This is a genomic window from Roseinatronobacter monicus (assembly GCF_006716865.1).
In the GTDB taxonomy this organism is placed as follows: domain Bacteria; phylum Pseudomonadota; class Alphaproteobacteria; order Rhodobacterales; family Rhodobacteraceae; genus Roseinatronobacter; species Roseinatronobacter monicus.
In genome coordinates, this window is record NZ_VFPT01000001.1 from 1,535,359 (window position 1) to 1,552,785 (window position 17,427).

Consider the following 17,427-nt stretch of genomic DNA (forward strand, 5'->3'; position numbering starts at 1 on the left):
TGGTAAAGCGCATGCGTGAGGGCTTTGTGAATTATGGGTGTGCTTGGTCAACTTCGATTGCGGGGCGAACGGCAGGCAAAATTGCTGCGCTGTCTGCGCAAAAGTGCCAGCCTGAAGCCGCGCACTGTGCACACCGACACCATCCGGCCACGCGATATTCTGGCTTTTATCACGCTGCGCAATGAGGTGCTGCGTCTGCCCTATTTCCTTGACTACTATCGTGCGCAAGGGGTGCAGCATTTCCTGATCGTCGATAACGGGTCCAGCGACGGCACCACCGAATATCTGGAAGGGCAGCGCGATGTCTCGCTTTGGGTCACGACCGACAGCTACAAGCGCGCAAGCTACGGTGTGGACTGGCTGAACCATTTGCTGTGGCGCTACGGGGCTGGGCATTGGGTGCTGGTGCTCGATGTGGATGAGTTTCTGCTCTATCCGTTTTGCGACACGCGCCCTTTGCAGGCGCTCACGGATTGGCTGGACAGTCAGGGCAGGCGGTCCTTCGGGGCTATGCTGCTGGATATGTACCCAAAAGGGCCGATTACAGCGCAACCCTATCAGGCCGGTCAAAACCCGTTCGAGATTGCGCGCTTCTTCGATTCTGGAAATTTCAGCATCCGGCACAATCCCAAATACAACAATCTGTGGATACAGGGCGGCGTGCGCCAACGCGTCGTCATGGCGCAGACACCCGCCAAAGCCCCTGCCTTGAACAAGACGCCCTTGGTCAACTGGTCGCGCAAATATGCCTATATCAGCTCGACCCACACATTGCTGCCGCGCGGGCTGAACAAGGTCTATGACGAGTCGGGCGGGGAATTTGCCTCGGGTGTTTTGCTGCATGCCAAGTTTCTGGATACGATCCTTGAGAAAGCGCAGGAAGAATTGCAGCGCGGTGAACATTATGCAGGCAGCCGCGAATATCGCGCCTATCAGGCCAGTCTGTCGCATTCGCAGGATTTGTGGTGTGAGTGGTCCACCGAATATATCAATTGGCGTCAGCTAGAGATTCTGGGCCTGATGTCAAAAGGGGATTGGGCATGAACACGGCCAGCGCATCTTTGGGAATCGTGATGCTGTGCCATACGGCGTTGAACCGCGCGGCCCAGGTTGCGCGATTCTGGCTGGATGCGGGCTGTCCGGTCGTCCTTCATGTTGATCGCGCGGTGCCGGATGCAGAGCTGCAAGAAATGCAGGCCAAGATCGGCGCGCATCCGCTGTTGCGCTTCAGCCCCCGTCAGCGATGTGAATGGGGGTCTTGGCGTATTGTTGCGGCCTCGCAGGAGGGTGCTGAAATCCTGCTGAGTGAGTTTGCACAGGTCAATCATGTGCTGCTGACCTCTGGCGCGTGCCTGCCCTTGCGCTCTGCGGCGCAGATGATTGCCTATCTTCAGGAACGACCACAGGTCGATTTTATCGAATCCGTCTCGGTTGAACATGCCACCTGGATCATGGGCGGGCTCTCCGAAGAACGCTTTACGCTGCATTTCCCGTTCAACTGGCGCCGCCAGCGCGGCCTGTTCGATGCCTTCGTCGAAGTGCAGCGCAAGCTGAACATCCGCCGCGAAATTCCGCGCCCGCTGCGCCCGCATATGGGGTCGCAATGGTGGTGCCTGACCCGCGCGACGTTGAATGCGATTCTGACCGACCCCAAGCGCAAGCGCTATGAGCGGTACTTCCGCCGCAACTGGATTCCCGACGAATCCTATTTCCAGACACTTGCACGCGAACATGCAACCCAGATCGAAAGCCGGTCACTTACCCTTGTGAAGTTCGACCGTAACGGCAGGCCCAACTTGTTCTATGACGATCACCAGCAATTGCTGCGCCGTTCTGATTGTTTCATGGCACGCAAGATCTGGCCGGATGCTCACCGTCTGTATGAGTTCTTTCTGTCGGACCTGCCTGAAAAAACACCCCCCCTTGCGGCAGAGCCCGCCAAGATTGACCGGTATTTCGAGCTGGCAGAAAAGCAGCGCCTTGAAGGACGTGCCGGGCTATATATGCAAAGCCGCATGCCGCAGGCCGATAGCCCCTCGGCCAAGACTGCCGGCCCGTATTCGGTGTTTTCCGGCTTCGATCATATGTTCGAGAATTTTGACTACTGGTTGGGGCAGGTGCTGGGAACGCGGGTGCATGGGCATTTATTCGCCCCGGACATTGTGCAGTTTCATGGCGGTGCCAAGGTCTGGCATGGCGCGATCAGCAATTCCGCGGCGACCCGTGACTATAATCCGCGCATGTTCCTGACAAACCTGCTTTGGGCCACGCGCGGCGAGCGACAGTGTTTCGCCTATGGTCCCGAAGATAATATGGATCATCAGGTCAATTGGTTCATGACCACGGACACCAATGCCGAACTGTCAGTCATTCGCGGCGCATGGCTGTTGCCCATCTGGCGGCGCGGGCTGGTGAATGACGAAGTGATCGCCCAGATCGGTGTTTTGCAAAAGCGCGAACAGGCTTGGCTGACGGTCCTGCAATCACAATGGGTGGTGGCAAAGGTGCAGGTCTGGTCGGTCGCAGATATGCTGAAAGACCCAGAGGCCAGGCTGCAAGACGCGGTGCGCGATATTGCCAGCGCCCCGGCCTTGCAGGCGCATGGAATGCCGCACCTGAAACCTATGGACGGGTTTGACCAGTATCTTGCGCAATTGCGCGATCAGGGTTTGCCGACACAGTTTTTGAAAGATTTTCAGCAGTGACCGCCGATCAGAGTAGAGAGAGTACAATGCCTTCAGCAACGCGTTTCACTTATTTTGTTGTCCTTGCAGAAATGCGCACCGGCTCTAACCTGCTGGAGTCATGTCTGAATGAATTTGACGGGCTTTCCTGCCACGGCGAAACCTTCAATCCACATTTCATCAGCTACCCGAAAGCCGAAACGCTGTTTGGCTATGACAAGGCCGCGCGGGATGACGCACCGCTGACGGTTTTGGGGTGTTTTGCCCAACAAGACGGGCTGGCCGGGTTTCGCTATTTCCACGACCATGATCCACGGGTGCTGGATGCTTTCATGCGTGATCCAAGCTGCGCCAAGATCATCCTGACGCGCAATCCGCTGGAATCCTATGTCTCGTTGAAGATTGCGCAATCCACGCAGCAATGGCGTCTGGGTGATGTCACGCAGCGCAAGGCCGCGCAGGTGGTATTTGACCCCGCAGAGTTTGAGGACCATGTCCGAACCCTGCAAGAATTTCAGTGCCAGTTGCAGCATTTGTTGCAGACAACGGGTCAGACGGCATTCTACATCGCCTATGAGGATATCAAAGAGTTGGATGTTCTGAATGGGCTGGCGCAGTGGCTTGGCATTGCGGCGCGGATTGACGCCCTTCCGCGCAAGTTCAAACGCCAGAACCCGGAGGCGCTGGATGAAAAACTGCGCAACCCCGAGGCCGTTTCCGAAGGCATTGCGCGACTTGATCGTTTCAACCTGACGCGCAGCCCCAGTTTCGAGCCACCACACCCGCCGATCCTATGGGCCTATCGCGCGTGCCGCAGCCTGCCCTTGGCCTATGCGCCAATCCCCGGCTGCTCGGAGCGCGCGATCTTTAAGTGGATGGCCCAGATTGACGGGGCTGATACCGATGCGCTGTTGTCTAATTTCACCAAAGAAGCGTGGCGCGACTGGCAACGCAGCAATGGCCAGCGTATGGCGTTCACAGTGTTGCGCCATCCGTTGAAGCGCGCGCATGACGTGTTTGTGGATCAGGTGATATTGGGCAATCGCGTCAATGTCCGCGCGTTTATCGAGCGGGTGCGCGGGCTGGAATTGCCAAATGACAAGGCGCAACTGGCACAGATGGACATAGATGTGCACCGCAGGGGGTTTCTGGGCTTTCTGCAATTTGTTCAGGCCAATCTGAATGGGCAGACCGCCTTGCAGACCCGCGCAATATGGGCCAGCCAGTCGCGGCTGATCGAGGGGATTGTGACACAATGCCCACTGCACCGCCTGATCCGCGAAGAGCATCTGAGCGAGGAATTGCCAGCCATGGGCAGCGCGCTTGGGCGCAGCTTGCCCGCGTTTGAAGTTTCGCAGTCGCGCGGCCCGCTGGAACTGGCGGCTATCTATGATACCGAGGTCGAACGGGCAGGGCGCGCGGCCTATGGGCGCGACTATGAGATGTTGGGATTTGAGGACTACGCCAAGTCAGCACAGCACTGACGCAGAAGCGTCACGCCGCCTTGCTGGATTCGGTGCTGCTCAGGATTGCGTGGATCTTGGACGGATCATCATTGGCGCGCAGCTTTTCGCAGGTCTGTGTGTTGCGCAAGGTGCGCGAGATAAAGGCCAACGCTTTGAGGTGTTCCACACCCGCCTCGCGCGGGGCAAACAAAGCGAAGACCAGATCGACCGGTGCTTTGTCCACAGACCCGTAATCAAGCGGCTTTTCCAGACGAAAGAACACGCCCAGCACCCTGTCGATCCCGTCAAGGCGCGCATGCGGCACCGCCACCCCGTGCCCTACACCGGTCGGGCCAAGCGTTTCGCGTTCCTGCAAGGCGCTGATGACCGTTTCGGTGTCAAGATCATAGACCGATTGCGCGACCTCTGCGATGCTTTGGAACAGACGTTTCTTGCTGGTTGCCGAAGCAACGAAGCGCACGGCCTTGGGGTTGAGAAGTGCCGTCATGGGCATGGCGGAACATCTCCCGCGTTCTTGAAAAACACAATGCCACCCCCGAAGCAATGCTGCGAGGGTGGTGCCGAAAATTTGTGGCGTTACTCGGGATCAATCCAACCGATATTGCCGTCTTCGCGCCGATAAACCACATTCAGGCCACCATGACGTTCATTTCGGAACACCAATACTGGCGCATGAGCGAGTTCCATCTGCATCACGGCTTCTCCTGCGGATAGAGAGGGAATGCGTGTTTCCATCTCTGCAATGATTATTGGCTGCAACGAGTCGGGCTCGTCCACCGGTTCAGTCTTGTCTGAAGCGAGGATATAAGACGAAGCGTCGCCAAACTCAACCGGGGTTGCGCGGTCGCGGTGATGATCTTTCAGGCGGCGCTTGTAGCGGCGCAACTGCTTGTCCAGTTTTTCACGGCACGATTCGAAGGCGGCGTAAATCTCGGTCGACTGCGCCTTGGCCGCAGCAGTCAGTCCGGTGGACAGGTGCAGCGTTGCTTCACAGACATGGTTATGGGCATCGCGTGAGAAGACGACCACAGCTTCGGTCGGGCGCTGCTGGTACTTCTCGACCAACTCGCCAAACTCTGCTTTCACATGGGTCTGCAAAGCCTCTCCAATATCTATATGTCTGCCGCTGATCTGATAACGCATGCGCTTCTCCTCGCTGTTTTGGCAGGGAATACTCTGCCCCACCCCGTAATTTTTTGCGCCGCTTGCCCGTTCAATCCCACCATTTCAAACAGTGCTACAATGAATGCGGGCGTGCCTCATGGGGGTATTTGGAAACGAATGTAGGGGGGTTGTCAATGCTTTCTCGCGGGGGGTTGTGATGCGAGGGGTGCGGTCAGTCCAGTTTGAAATCCGCGCCCAGATAGACCCTGCGCACCTCGGCGTCGGCCACAACTTCTGCGGGTGTTCCGGTTTTCAACACCTTACCATCATGCAGGATATATGCCCGATCCACAATCGAAAGTGTTTCGCGCACATTGTGATCCGTAATCAGTACACCCAGACCGCGTGTCTTCAGATCACCGACCAATGCGCGGATTTCGCCCACCGCAATCGGATCGACCCCCGCAAAAGGTTCATCAAGCAAAACATAGCGCGGTTTGGCAGCAAGGGCGCGCGCAATCTCGACGCGCCTGCGCTCGCCCCCAGAAAGCGCCATCGCGGGTTGGTCACGCAGATGCTCGATTGAAAATTCCTGCAACAACTGAAGCAATCTTTGCTTGCGCTGTGCGCGATCCGGCTCGGACAGTTCAAGGACGGCCATGATATTCTGCGCGACACTCAGGCCGCGGAATATCGACATTTCCTGCGGCAGATATCCCAGCCCAAGGCGTGCGCGCTGATACAGCGGCAGCCCGGTGGCGCCAGCGCCGTCAATGCGTACCGCCCCGCCTTCGTGGCGCACAATGCCTGCAATGCAGTAGAAGCATGTGGTCTTCCCGCAGCCATTGGGGCCAAGCAATGCCACCACTTCGCCGGGATGCAGGCGCAGCGACACATCGCGTATAATCACGCGTTTGCCATAGCGCTTTTGCAGATGTGTGACGTCTAGCGCTGAGTCCGCGCTGGGTGTTTCTTGTAATGCCATAGGGTCAGGGATTGGTCTGTATGATCGTGCGCACATTGCCGTCCATGCGCCCTTGTCCTGTGCGCACGTTCACGTTCAGTCTATCGCCTGACAGGACATTCGGCCCTTGCGTCAGAATGACAGAGCCTTGCATTGTTACGGTCCCGTCCTCGACTGCATAAACTGCGTCTTGGGATTCGGCGGCTTCTTCCGCAGTGACAAGCGTGACACCGCCCGACGCCTCCAGCCGTTCAATACGCCCGCCATCGGCGGACGCATAGATAATGCGGATCAGCGGGGCCGCGATGCGCATATCGCCTTGTCCCAGCACCACATTGCCTGAAAACACCGTCTCGCCTGTGGTGTTGTCCACCTGCAATTCATCCGAGGTGATTTCCACGGGCAAACCGCGTACGGCATCCAGACCCGAGAATGACAGGCCTGTTCCCTGCGCGGATAGAGCATTGGCACTGAATGCGATCAGCAACAACGCTACCCGGACAACCCCTGATGATCGCACGCTTCGCACTCCCCTAGTCATCTGGAAAGTATATCAGCCTGACATTGCCCTTGAAAGCAAGCAGATATCCGCCACTCTGGGCATCTGTCTTGGTCAGTTCCAGTGAATCCGCGGTGATGTTACCCGCTGGGCCGTGCCCGGTGATGCCGCCAAAGCCTTGCACATGCGTCGTCTCAATCGCTGAAATCAGTTCTGCCATATTGACGCGGTAACCGTCCGAGGTTTCCAGCATCACCGCCCCCTGCAACGTGATTTCATCCTGAGCCTGATCGATGCGCCCTTCTTGCCCGCGAAACACCGCCCTGCGCCCAGAGGAAAATTGCAATTCCCCATCCGGCGTATCCAGCAGCAGATGGATCGGGCCGCTGTCCTGCAAATCTTCGGTCGAGCGGACAGTCTGCGCCGAGATGGTCATGGCAGTGCCATCGCGCGTCATACCCGCAAATCTGGCCCCGCCCACGCGCGGGTCGCGCGCCAAGTCTTCGACATCTATCTGTGACATGTCGACGGCAAGCTGCGGGTCAATTCCACGCGGAACCAGAAACACGGTCGACAGCAGCGCCAGCGCGCCTAGCGGCAACGCAACACGCAGCACCTGGGCAATTTGCCCACCCAACAATCCAAACCGGCTGACGGATGCCCCCCGCATGGCTTAATGCGCAAAAATATCGGTTTCCGGCCAGCCCATCAGGTCCAGCTCGGCGCGGGTTGGCAGAAAATCGAAACAGCGTTGTGCCAGACCGGTGCGCCCTTCGCGGGCCAGCATCGCATCCAGCACTGTGCGCAACCGGTGCAGATACAGAACATCCGACGCGGCATAGCTTTGCTGTGCCTGTGTGAGTTTCTGCGCGCCCCAGTCCGAGCTTTGTTGCTGTTTCGAGATATCGACATCCAGCAACTCGGACAGCAGATATTTCAGCCCATGCCGGTCGGTATAGGTGCGGATCAGCTTCGATGCAATTTTTGTGCAATAGACCGGCGCAGTGGTGACGCCATAGCTGTGACGGAGCAGTGCAATGTCGAAGCGCCCGAAATGAAACAACTTCAAGACCTGTGGATCGGTCAGAAGGCGGGTCAGGTTGGGGGCCGATTTGATGTCGCGCGCGACCTGCACAAGATGCGCATTGCCATCGCCCGATGACAGTTGCACCACACATAGCCGGTCACGATGCGGATTAAGCCCCATGGATTCGCAGTCGATTGCAACTACCGGTCCCAGATCCAGCCCGTCGGGCAAATCATCCATATGCAGCTGAAGGGTCATCCGCGCCTCTCTCTCATAGCAAGTTTCGATATGGGGCTAGGCGGGTTGCGGTAGGAAATCAAGCGATTTGCGCAATGCTGGTGCTGACGCAGGGTCAATCATGCGTATGCCAAGATAAGACTTCGCATCACAAGGCTGGCGCATTACCTTAAACCTTAGGAGACATGGCAATGCACAATCAATTCGCGCCACGACTGGCTTACAGCGCCGCTGAAAAGCGGCTGGATTCCGTGATCCATCTGGTCGGGGTCGGGGCTGCGCTTCTGGCGGTGCCGCTTCTGATCGGAGCGGCGCTGATGCGCAGTGTGCAGACCGGCTCTGGCAGTTTTGTGTTGGCGGTCAGCATTTACGGCGCTTGTTTTATTGCAATGCTGTCGGCCTCTGCGCTGTATAATCTGGGTGTCAAACCGGGGATGAACTGGCTGTTCCAGCGCATCGACCATGCGGCGATCTATCTCAAGATTGCGGGCACCTATACGCCCTTCACCTTGATAAGTGGTCAGGGTTTGGGGTTGTTGGTGGGCCTTTGGGGGGCGGCGGCGGTCGGTGTTGCGTTGAAGCTGGCCTCGCCTGTGCGGTTCAGGTTTGTGGCACTCGCGCTTTATCTTGGAATGGGGTGGGTCGGCGTTTTGATCCTGCCGTCACTTGCGCAAAGCCTGCCTATGGCGACCTTGGTGCTTATGGTCATAGGCGGCGTCGTCTATACCACCGGCGTGTTCTTCTACCTGTGGACCCGATTGCCCTATCACTTTGCGATCTGGCATATCTTTGTTCTGGTTGCGAGTTTCATATTTTATGCTGCGGTCATGGCCTTGCTGCTATCAGGTTAGGGGCCAAGCGCCCCGCTGCGTCAAAACCTCGCGCAACAATGTTGGCCGGTCGGTCATCAGCCCGTCCACCCCCATATCCAAAAGCCGCGTCATCTCGGCGCTGTCATTGACGGTCCAGACCTGAACGGCGATTCCCGCCTGATGGGCCGCGCGCACAAAGCGAGGGGTGACAACAGGCACGCCTTTCCAGACAGCGGGCACCTGCACCAGTTTGAAATCCGTAAGCCCCAAAGGCACCCCCCAGCCGCGCGCCCACAACCGCGCAACCTGACCATGTGCGGGCGACCACAGCAAATCGGGGCCAAGTGACTGGCGCGCCAGTTCGGTGCGCGCGGGATCAAAAGCGCCAATGCTAATTCGGTCCATCACACCAAGACGTTGGATCAGGGCGCATAGCGGAGCCACGACCGCGCGCGACTTCGCCTCAATGGCGATGCAAACCGTTGGAAGCTGTGTCAGAACATCTTCCAGTTTTGGAACTTCTGCGCCCTTCGGGCTGCGCAACTGGCGCAATTCGGCATAGTCCATATCCGCAATCCGCCGCGGGTCTTTGAAAACGCGCGTCAGATCCGGGTCGTGATGAACCACAACCACCCCGTCACGGGTCGCGTGGACATCCAGTTCCATATGCGTATAGCCTAACGCCACCGCATGAGAAAACGCTGGCAAGGTATTCTCTTCACATTCAAGCGCTCCGCCGCGATGGGCGATTGCCAAGGCGGTAGGAGTGTTCAGAAACGGATGTGTGTGCATGCTGGTCATGCGCGCATCATCGCTGGATTTGTGCTTTTGTCGAGAGCAGGTCGCATGAGAAAAACCTATACAAGCGTGACAAGTTCAGTGTCTATGGGGATTGATCTGAATCATATTGACCTGTTTTGAGCTGCGCTAGCTTTCTATTGTCTTGAGGGGAAGGACGGACATGCCCGACACATTCCAATCATTCTCAGAGGCAAAACCTCGTCGGATTTGTCGGTCCGTGGAACTGCGTGAGAACGCAATCCTGAAGCTGGCGCTAAGATCCCTGAAAGATGTGAAAGCCGCGCAAGATGCAAGTTGGCCGTGCCGTGTGCGCCCCACGCAGCAACTTCCGTCGCACCCTGATTTCCCCGCGCGCCGCAATTTCCCCTTCTGACATTTCCTGACCTGCAATCTGAAGACTAGGCAGGTTGAATTTTCCGATATGCGCCCAAGGTCGCATTTGCCAAGTTTCAGATTACCTGCCATCCTCATCCCCAAGTTTGGGCAGTGAAGGGAGGCGCTTGGCATGGATGCCCGTTTTGACCAGATTCCCGAAATCGCCCTTGAGTGGCATGAGGCCGAACGCGGGGCCGTTCTGGCAACTGTGGTTCAGACTTGGGGGTCGGCCCCAAGGCAGGCAGGCAGCCAGTTGGCGATTTCCGGCGCGGGCGAGATTATGGGGTCTGTCTCGGGCGGCTGCGTCGAAGGCGCAGTGGTGGTCGAGGCGCTTGACGCGCTTGGCGATGGTATTCCGCGCCTTCTCAGCTTTGGCGTGGCCGATGAGACTGCGTTCGAGGTGGGACTGGCCTGTGGCGGCACGATTGAGGTGCTGGTTGAACCCATTGGCGACGACAGCCCACGGCTTTCGGCGTCCTTGCTGCGCGAACTGGTTGCCAAGCGCGCCGCGCGCGCGCCGGTTGCCTGCGTGACGGATATGACCGACTGGTCGCGCCACTTAAGCACCCCTGATGACCCTGACCTCGGCGACAGGTTCCGCCTTGACCAGTCGGGCCGTGATGAAGCGGGGCAGTTGGTGACCCTGCACAACCCGCCGTTGCAACTGGTCGTCGTGGGCGCTGTCCATATCGCGCAGGCGCTTTTGCCGATGGCGCGGCTTGCGGGATATGCGCCTGTGCTGGTCGATCCGCGCGACGCCTTTGCGTCTGAGCAGCGCTTTCCGGGCGAGAGGTTGCTTCATGACTGGCCGGATGAGGCCTTGGCCGCAATTGGGCTGGACGCGCGCACAGCGGTTGTGACCCTGACACATGACGCCAAGCTGGATGATCCTGCCATCATTGCTGCATTGCATTCAGATGTCTTCTATCTGGGGTGTCTCGGCTCCACCCGCACCCATGCCAAGCGGCTGGAGCGGTTGCGCGCGGACGGGTTGTCAGAGGCGCAGCTCGCTCGCATCCACGCGCCTGTCGGTCTGAATATCGGGGCGCGCAGCCCGGCAGAGATTGCGGTGGCAACCCTCGCGCAGATCACACAAGCCTTGCGGGGGCCGCGATGAAATTTGGACCCGTTGCAGTGTCTGACGCGGCAGGTGCCATTCTTGCGCATTCCATCGCGCTGGGGGCCACACGGTTGCGCAAGGGCAGGGTGCTGGACATCGCAGACCTGCACGCCCTGCACGCGGCGGGGCATGAACAGGTCACGGTTGCTCGGCTGGACGCCACCGACATGGACGAGGACGCCGCCGCTTTAGCGCTGGCGCGCGCGCTGGTGCCCGACCCAAAGGCGGCGGGTCTTGCGCTGAAACCCGTGGGCACCGGGCGGGTCAATATCGTGGCGCAGGGGCCGGGGGTGCTGAAGCTGCGCGCGGCACAGGTCCATGCCGTGAATGCAATTGACCCCGCGATAACAGTGGCGACCCTGCCGGATCTGATGCGGATGGACCCCGGCGCAATGGCGGCGACTGTCAAGATCATTGCCTATGGCGTGGCGGCATCTGCCGTGGCGCAAGCCTGTGCGGCGGGGCAGGGTGCTTTGCAGCTTCTTCCGCCTGTCTTGCGCCGTGCCAGTTTGATTCAGACGCGGGTGCGCCCCGACGAAGACGGGGCCAAGGGCCATGCCATCACCGCCGCCCGGTTGGAGCGGATGGGTGTGGCGCTTGACCCTGTATGTGTTGTGCCGCATCAGATCGCGCCCTTGGCGCAGACGTTGGAGAAGGCAACGGGCGAATTGGTGCTGATCCTGACCGGCTCTGCCACCTCTGATCTGTATGACACAGCCCCCGAAGCCCTGCGCCGCGCAGGCGGTAAGGTGGCGCATTTTGGCATGCCCGTAGACCCCGGCAATCTGTTGTTTCTGGGCCAGTTGGGTGCGCGCCCCGTAATTGGCCTGCCGGGTTGCGCCAAAAGTCCTGCGCTGAACGGTGCCGATTGGGTGATGGAGCGGATCATTTGCGGGCTTGACGTGACACCTGCTGATATCATGTCAATGGGTGTGGGCGGGCTGCTGAAAGAGATACCCACCCGTCCGCGCCCGCGCAGACAAGGAGAGCCTGCGCAGCACCGCACTGCGCCAGTGGACTAAGCCCAAGGTCGCATAGGCGGGGGAAAAAAACCGTGTTTAACTGAACTCAGGATAATAAGTGGGAGGAAATTTATGTCTCAGGTGAAGATGAAGGTAAATGGCCGCGAGGTCAGTGCGGATACAGAGGGGCGGACATTGCTGTCCAGCTATCTGCGCGATCTGCTGGGCCTGACCGGAACGCATGTGGGCTGTGACACCAGCCAATGCGGGGCCTGTGTGGTGCTGGTGCACGGCAAGGCCATCAAATCGTGCACCGCATTCGCCGCCGATCTGGACGGGGCCGAGGTCACGACCGTGGAAGGCATGGCAAACCCCGACGGCAGTCTTGGCAAGATCCAGCAGGCATTTCAGGATTATCATGGGCTGCAATGCGGCTTTTGCACGCCCGGCATGGTGATGTCGACTGCGGCCTTGCTGGCCGAGAACCCAACCCCCACCGAAGAAGAAGTGCGCCATTATCTGGAAGGCAATATCTGCCGCTGCACCGGGTATCAGAATATCGTGCGGTCCGTAATGGCCGCCTCCGGGCAGGATGCAGGCGCGCTTGCGGCAGAGTGATTTGCCCCTGAGCCAGTGAATTTCCGTGCGACAGGGCAGCTATGGTGCCGCCCGGCACGACCAGCGACAGATGGAGGATTTGATGCCCAAAGATGACGGCATTGGCGCCAGCACCAAACGGCGCGAGGATGTGCGGTTCCTGACGGGGAACGGCAAGTATACCGATGACATTAACCTGCGCGGCCAGAGTTTCGTGCATTTCCTGCGCTCGGATGTAGCGCATGGGCGCATCAATGGAATTGACACCGCAGCGGCCGAAGCCATGCCCGGTGTGCTCAAGGTCTTTACATCGGCCGATTTTGACAGCGCGGGTGGTATTCCCTGCGGCTGGCAGATCACCGACCGTTTTGGCGGCGTGATGCAAGAACCCAAGCATCCCATTTTGGCCGAAGGCAAAGTGCGCCATGTGGGCGACCCGATTGCTGCGGTCGTGGCCGAAACCTACGAGCAGGCGCGCGACGCCGCCGAGGCGATCGAGGTTGATATCGAAGAGTTGGAAGCTGTGGTCGACATGAAGGCCGCGCTGGCCGACGGTGCACCAAAGGTGCATGACGAACTGACCTCGAACCTGTGCTATGACTGGGGCTTTGTCGAAGAAAACAAGGACGCGGTGAACGCGGCATTTGAGAGTGCCGCGCATGTCGTGTCGTTGGAATTGAGCAATAGCCGCCTTGTCGCCAACCCGATGGAGCCGCGCGTGGCGGTGGGCGATTACGACCCGTGGGGCGACAATCACACGCTCTATACCACCAGCCAGAACCCGCATGTGATCCGGCTGCTGATGGGTGCGTTCGTGCTCAATATCCCAGAGCACAAACTGCGCGTAGTGGCCCCGGATGTGGGCGGGGGCTTTGGCACAAAAATTTTCCACTACGCAGAAGAGGCGTTTTGCACCTATGCGGCAAAAGTGCTGAAACGCCCTGTGAAATGGACCTCATCGCGCTCCGAGGCGTTCATCTCTGACGCGCATGGCCGCGACCACAAGACGAAGATCGAACTGGCGCTGGATGCGGAGCATAATTTCACCGCGCTGCGGACAGACACTTACGCGAATATGGGGGCGTATCTGTCGACCTTCGCGCCCTCGGTCCCGACTTGGCTGCATGGCACTTTGATGGCCGGGAACTACCGCACGCCGCTGATTTATGTAAACGTCAAGGCGGTGTTCACCAACACAGTGCCGGTTGACGCATATCGCGGTGCAGGCCGACCCGAAGCGACGTTCCAGCTTGAACGGCTGGTCGACAAGGCCGCGCGCGAACTGGGTGTGGACCCGATTGAGTTGCGGCGCAAGAACTTCATCAGGGCCGATCAATTCCCGTACCAGACCCCGGTCGCGGTGGTCTATGACACAGGCAATTACGACGCCACGATGGACAAGATGCTGGAGTTGTCGGACTATGCGAATTTCGACAAACGCGCTGCCGAGTCGAAAGCACGCGGCAAGCTGCGCGGTTTTGGCATCGCCCATTACATCGAGGCTTGCGGAATCGCGCCCTCGAACCTTGTGGGGCAGTTGGGCGCGCGTGCTGGCCTGTATGAATCCGCGTCTGTGCGGGTTAATGCGACCGGCTCTATCAGCGTTTATACCGGCAGCCACAGCCATGGGCAGGGGCACGAGACCAGCTTTGCGCAAGTGGTGGCCGAGATGATCGGGATTGATACCAACAGCATTGAAATTCACCACGGCGACACGGCGAACACCCCAATGGGCATGGGCACCTACGGGTCGCGGTCCTTGGCCGTGGGCGGGTCTGCGATTGTAAAGGCCACGAATAAGATCATCGACAAGGCCAAGAAGATCGCCGCCCATCTGCTTGAAGCGGCCCCCGAAGATATCGAGCTGAAGGACGGCAAGTTCAGCGTGGCGGGAACCGATAAATCCGTAGATTGGTCCGGCGTCACACTGGCCGCCTATGTTCCACACAATTACCCGCTGGAAGATCTGGAACCGGGGCTGGAAGAAACCGCCTTCTATGATCCGTCGAACTTCACCTACCCATCAGGCGCTTATGGCTGCGAGATTGAGCTGGACCCGGAAACCGGTAAGATCGACATCCTGCGCTTCATCGCGGCAGATGATTTCGGCAATATCGTCAACCCGATGATCGTTGAAGGTCAGGTGCATGGCGGGATCGCGCAGGGGATCGGTCAGGCTTTGCTGGAAAACTGCGTCTATGACGATCAGGGCCAGTTGTTGTCGGGCAGTTATATGGATTACGCCATGCCGCGCGCTGATGATGTGCGGGGCTTCACAGTGGATCATAGCTGCATCACACCCTGCACGCACAACCCGCTGGGCGTAAAAGGCTGCGGCGAAGCCGGGGCCATCGGATCACCGCCAGCAGTGGTCAATGCTGCAATTGATGCGCTGCACCGTGCGGGCCATACGCATGTCACGCATATCGACATGCCCCTGACGCCCTCGCGCGTCTGGGCGGCCATGAAAGGTTGAGGGAGGAAAACCCATGCATAATTTTGAGTTCGTGAAACCCAGCAGCATCGCCGAGGCTGTTGCCGCCCTCTCCAACGAGGACGCACAACCCTTGTCGGGCGGGCAAACCCTGATCCCCTCGATGAAGGCGCGGTTGAATGCGCCGGAAACACTTGTCAGCCTAACCGGCATCCCCGAAATGCAGGGGGTTTGCCCGGATGGGGACAGCCTTGTTATTGGTGCGGCCACAACCCACGCCACGGTCGCGGAACAAGCGGCAGGGCATTTCCCCGGCCTTGCAGCGCTTGCAGGCCAGATTGGCGACCCTGCGGTGCGCAATCGCGGCACTCTGGGCGGCAGTCTGGCCAATAACGACCCCTCTGCCTGCTACCCTGCGGCGGTGCTTGGCACAGGGGCGACCATCGTCACCAATACCCGTGAAATTGCTGCGGATGATTATTTTCAAGGCATGTTCACCACAGCACTGGACGAAGGCGAGATCATCACCTCGGTGCGGTTTCCCATTGCCGAGAAATCGGCCTATGCGAAATTCCTGCAACCGGCGTCGCGGTTCGCGCTGACGGGCGTGTTTGTGGCGAAATACGCAACTGGTGTGCGCGTCGCTGTGACCGGCGCATCTGAGATCGGCGTTTTTCGCTGGACCGAAGCCGAAGCCGCCTTGTCGCAGGAGTTTTCGGCAGATGCGATTTCCGGGCTGACATGCTCTTCTGACGAGATGATCTCGGATTTGCACGGCACACCTGAATACCGCGCGCATCTGGTCGGTGTGATGACGCGGCGGGCCGTTGCCGCTGCAAAGTAACGCTTCGCCAGAGCACCAACAAAGAGGGCCGCATCTGGCCCTCTTTTTTCTATTTCGCCTTGGAATCCTTCGGCAGATGCTTAGCTTGTGCAGCAATCATCACCGACAGGAGTCTTCATGAGTATCGATCTGCATTACTGGCCCACGCCCAATGGCTGGAAAGTTTCTATCGCATTAGAGGAAATGGGCCTGCCCTACGCAGTGCACTATGTGAATATCGGGGCGGGTGACCAGTTCAAACCCGATTTCCTGAAAATCGCGCCAAATAACCGGATGCCTGCGATTACCGATCCAGAGGGTCCAGATGGCGCGCCGATCTCGATTTTTGAATCGGGTGCAATTTTGCAGTATCTGGCGCGTAAAACCGGCCAGTTCGGGGGCAAGACCGAGCGCGACCGTATTGCGGTAGATCAATGGTTGATGTGGCAGATGGGTGGCTTGGGGCCAATGGCCGGTCAGGCGCATCACTTCCTGAAATATGCCCCGGCGCTGGAGACACCCCAAGACCTGCCATATGCCAAGGATCGTTACCGCAACGAGGTGGCGCGACTGCTGGGGGTGTTGGACAAGCAACTGGCGACAAATGAATATGTCGCAGGGGCCGAGTATTCCATCGCGGATATGGCGATCTGGCCTTGGGCTATTTTGTGGGAAGGACAGCAGCAAACGCTGGACGACAAACCCGCTCTGGCCCGCTGGCTGGATCTGGTTGGCGCGCGTCCTGCGGTTCAGAAAGGCAAGGCGCTTGGCGAAGAAAAGCGCTCCAACGTGCAAGATGACAAGGAAGCGCAAAAAGTGCTGTTTGGAAAGCGCGACTGATTATGGGGCAGGGCGGGGAATGCCCCCGCCCGATCCATTCTCAGTCTTTTGGGGCCGAGCTGTAGCGTTCAAACAGTTTCGCTTGCGCCATGAAAAACCCGAACAATGCCAGCGGCAGCACGAATGTGCGGAAATTGACCCAAGCATCCGTAGACATCGTGCGCCAGACAATTTCATTGGTGCAGGCCATCGCTGCGAACATCAGCGCCAGTCGTTTGGTCAGCAGCATCCAGCCGTCATGCGTCAGCGGCAATGCGCCCTCCATCACCATTTCCAGCCAGCTTTGCCCGCGCGACAAACCAAGTGCCAGCAATAGGGCAAAAATCATATAGACCGCAGTGGGCTTCATCTTGAAGAATCGCTCGTCGTTCAGCCAGACCGTCAAGCCGCCGAACAAGACCACCATCACCAAAGTCACCAGTTGCAACCGGCTCAGCCGTCCCGACAGCTTCCACAACACAAATGTTGCCACTGCCATCAGCGGTATGAACGCTGCTGTCAGAAGGATAAAGGCATCGTATTCCGTGCCGCCAATGACATAGGTTTGGCCGCGCGTGGTGATATAGCCCACGAAGAACAGAAATACCGGCCCAAGCTCTAGCCCGATTTTTACAGCGGGGGACACCTGCTTGTCTGACATGTCTTTTCCTTGGTCAATTTCGGCTGTGTCGCCTTATCGGTG

The 17,427-nt window shown here is 58.7% G+C and carries 19 protein-coding genes; 11 read left to right on the forward strand and 8 right to left on the reverse strand.

All coding sequences use genetic code 11. The annotated features are described in order from the left end of the window. Window positions 1-33: 33 nt before the first annotated feature. From BD293_RS07250 to BD293_RS07260, 3 genes are read left to right on the forward strand one after another with little or no spacing between them, the layout of a single operon-like run. Complete coding sequence (locus BD293_RS07250; RefSeq protein WP_211841000.1) at window positions 34-1,044, forward strand: glycosyltransferase family 2 protein; 1,011 nt, start codon at window positions 34-36, stop codon at window positions 1,042-1,044. Further along, window positions 1,041-2,705, forward strand: coding sequence for a DUF5927 domain-containing protein (locus BD293_RS07255; RefSeq protein WP_142080519.1), 1,665 nt, complete (start codon window positions 1,041-1,043; stop codon window positions 2,703-2,705). Before BD293_RS07250 ends, BD293_RS07255 begins: the two co-directional genes overlap by 4 nt. A 26-nt stretch (window positions 2,706-2,731) precedes the next feature. Beyond that, complete coding sequence (locus tag BD293_RS07260; protein WP_142080520.1) at window positions 2,732-4,168, forward strand: nodulation protein NodH; 1,437 nt, start codon at window positions 2,732-2,734, stop codon at window positions 4,166-4,168. 10 nt (window positions 4,169-4,178) lie between these two features. Here BD293_RS07260 and BD293_RS07265 read toward each other — a convergent pair whose 3' ends face one another. From BD293_RS07265 to BD293_RS07290, 6 genes are all read right to left on the reverse strand, one after another. Further along, window positions 4,179-4,643 carry a PTS sugar transporter subunit IIA gene (locus tag BD293_RS07265; protein WP_142080521.1) on the reverse strand — a complete coding sequence of 155 codons (465 nt, stop codon included), beginning with the start codon at window positions 4,641-4,643 and terminating at the stop codon, window positions 4,179-4,181. Between the two features lie 83 nt (window positions 4,644-4,726). Beyond that, on the reverse strand, window positions 4,727-5,293 hold the full coding sequence (gene hpf / locus BD293_RS07270; RefSeq protein ID WP_142080522.1) for a ribosome hibernation-promoting factor, HPF/YfiA family: 567 nt from the start codon (window positions 5,291-5,293) through the stop codon (window positions 4,727-4,729). 193 nt (window positions 5,294-5,486) lie between these two features. Then, window positions 5,487-6,239: an LPS export ABC transporter ATP-binding protein gene (gene lptB, locus BD293_RS07275; RefSeq protein WP_142080523.1), complete on the reverse strand. Its 753-nt coding sequence runs from the start codon at window positions 6,237-6,239 to the stop codon at window positions 5,487-5,489. A gap of 4 nt (window positions 6,240-6,243) precedes the next feature. Then, window positions 6,244-6,738 carry an LptA/OstA family protein gene (locus BD293_RS07280; RefSeq protein ID WP_246086238.1) on the reverse strand — a complete coding sequence of 165 codons (495 nt, stop codon included), beginning with the start codon at window positions 6,736-6,738 and terminating at the stop codon, window positions 6,244-6,246. Between the two features lie 13 nt (window positions 6,739-6,751). Then, window positions 6,752-7,387, reverse strand: a complete 636-nt coding sequence (locus tag BD293_RS07285; protein WP_142080525.1) for a hypothetical protein — start codon at window positions 7,385-7,387, stop codon at window positions 6,752-6,754. 3 nt (window positions 7,388-7,390) lie between these two features. Beyond that, complete coding sequence (locus BD293_RS07290; protein WP_142080526.1) at window positions 7,391-8,002, reverse strand: ribonuclease D; 612 nt, start codon at window positions 8,000-8,002, stop codon at window positions 7,391-7,393. A 170-nt stretch (window positions 8,003-8,172) separates the two neighbouring features. Between BD293_RS07290 and trhA the strand changes: the two genes are divergently transcribed. Beyond that, window positions 8,173-8,832 (forward strand): PAQR family membrane homeostasis protein TrhA, encoded by a 660-nt coding sequence (gene trhA, locus BD293_RS07295; protein WP_142080527.1) that lies wholly within the window; start codon window positions 8,173-8,175, stop codon window positions 8,830-8,832. On the opposite strand, the gene BD293_RS07300 is transcribed toward trhA, so the two are convergent. Next, a complete protein-coding gene (locus tag BD293_RS07300; protein WP_142080528.1) occupies window positions 8,824-9,594 on the reverse strand; it encodes a glycerophosphodiester phosphodiesterase family protein in 771 nt (256 codons plus the stop codon). The two genes, trhA and BD293_RS07300, sit on opposite strands and share 9 nt — an antisense overlap. Window positions 9,595-9,754: 160 nt before the next feature. Between BD293_RS07300 and BD293_RS07305 the strand changes: the two genes are divergently transcribed. The 7 genes from BD293_RS07305 (at window position 9,755) to BD293_RS07335 (ending at window position 16,745) form a co-directional block, all read left to right on the forward strand. After that, the gene (locus BD293_RS07305) at window positions 9,755-9,967 is read left to right on the forward strand and encodes a hypothetical protein (protein WP_142080529.1); all 213 of its coding nucleotides are present in this window, start codon (window positions 9,755-9,757) and stop codon (window positions 9,965-9,967) included. 132 nt (window positions 9,968-10,099) lie between these two features. Further along, window positions 10,100-11,086 (forward strand): XdhC family protein, encoded by a 987-nt coding sequence (locus tag BD293_RS07310; RefSeq protein ID WP_142080530.1) that lies wholly within the window; start codon window positions 10,100-10,102, stop codon window positions 11,084-11,086. Next, window positions 11,083-12,111, forward strand: a complete 1,029-nt coding sequence (locus BD293_RS07315; RefSeq protein ID WP_142080531.1) for a molybdopterin-binding protein — start codon at window positions 11,083-11,085, stop codon at window positions 12,109-12,111. Before BD293_RS07310 ends, BD293_RS07315 begins: the two co-directional genes overlap by 4 nt. 72 nt (window positions 12,112-12,183) lie before the next feature. Next, a complete protein-coding gene (locus BD293_RS07320; RefSeq protein WP_142080532.1) occupies window positions 12,184-12,669 on the forward strand; it encodes a (2Fe-2S)-binding protein in 486 nt (161 codons plus the stop codon). A gap of 82 nt (window positions 12,670-12,751) precedes the next feature. Then, a complete protein-coding gene (locus BD293_RS07325; RefSeq protein WP_142080533.1) occupies window positions 12,752-15,124 on the forward strand; it encodes a xanthine dehydrogenase family protein molybdopterin-binding subunit in 2,373 nt (790 codons plus the stop codon). A gap of 13 nt (window positions 15,125-15,137) precedes the next feature. Next, complete coding sequence (locus BD293_RS07330; protein WP_142080534.1) at window positions 15,138-15,926, forward strand: FAD binding domain-containing protein; 789 nt, start codon at window positions 15,138-15,140, stop codon at window positions 15,924-15,926. 117 nt (window positions 15,927-16,043) lie between these two features. Beyond that, window positions 16,044-16,745: a glutathione S-transferase N-terminal domain-containing protein gene (locus tag BD293_RS07335; RefSeq protein WP_142080535.1), complete on the forward strand. Its 702-nt coding sequence runs from the start codon at window positions 16,044-16,046 to the stop codon at window positions 16,743-16,745. A 40-nt stretch (window positions 16,746-16,785) separates the two neighbouring features. Here BD293_RS07335 and BD293_RS07340 read toward each other — a convergent pair whose 3' ends face one another. Next, window positions 16,786-17,385 (reverse strand): inner membrane-spanning protein YciB, encoded by a 600-nt coding sequence (locus tag BD293_RS07340; RefSeq protein ID WP_142080536.1) that lies wholly within the window; start codon window positions 17,383-17,385, stop codon window positions 16,786-16,788. Window positions 17,386-17,427: the final 42 nt, after the last annotated feature.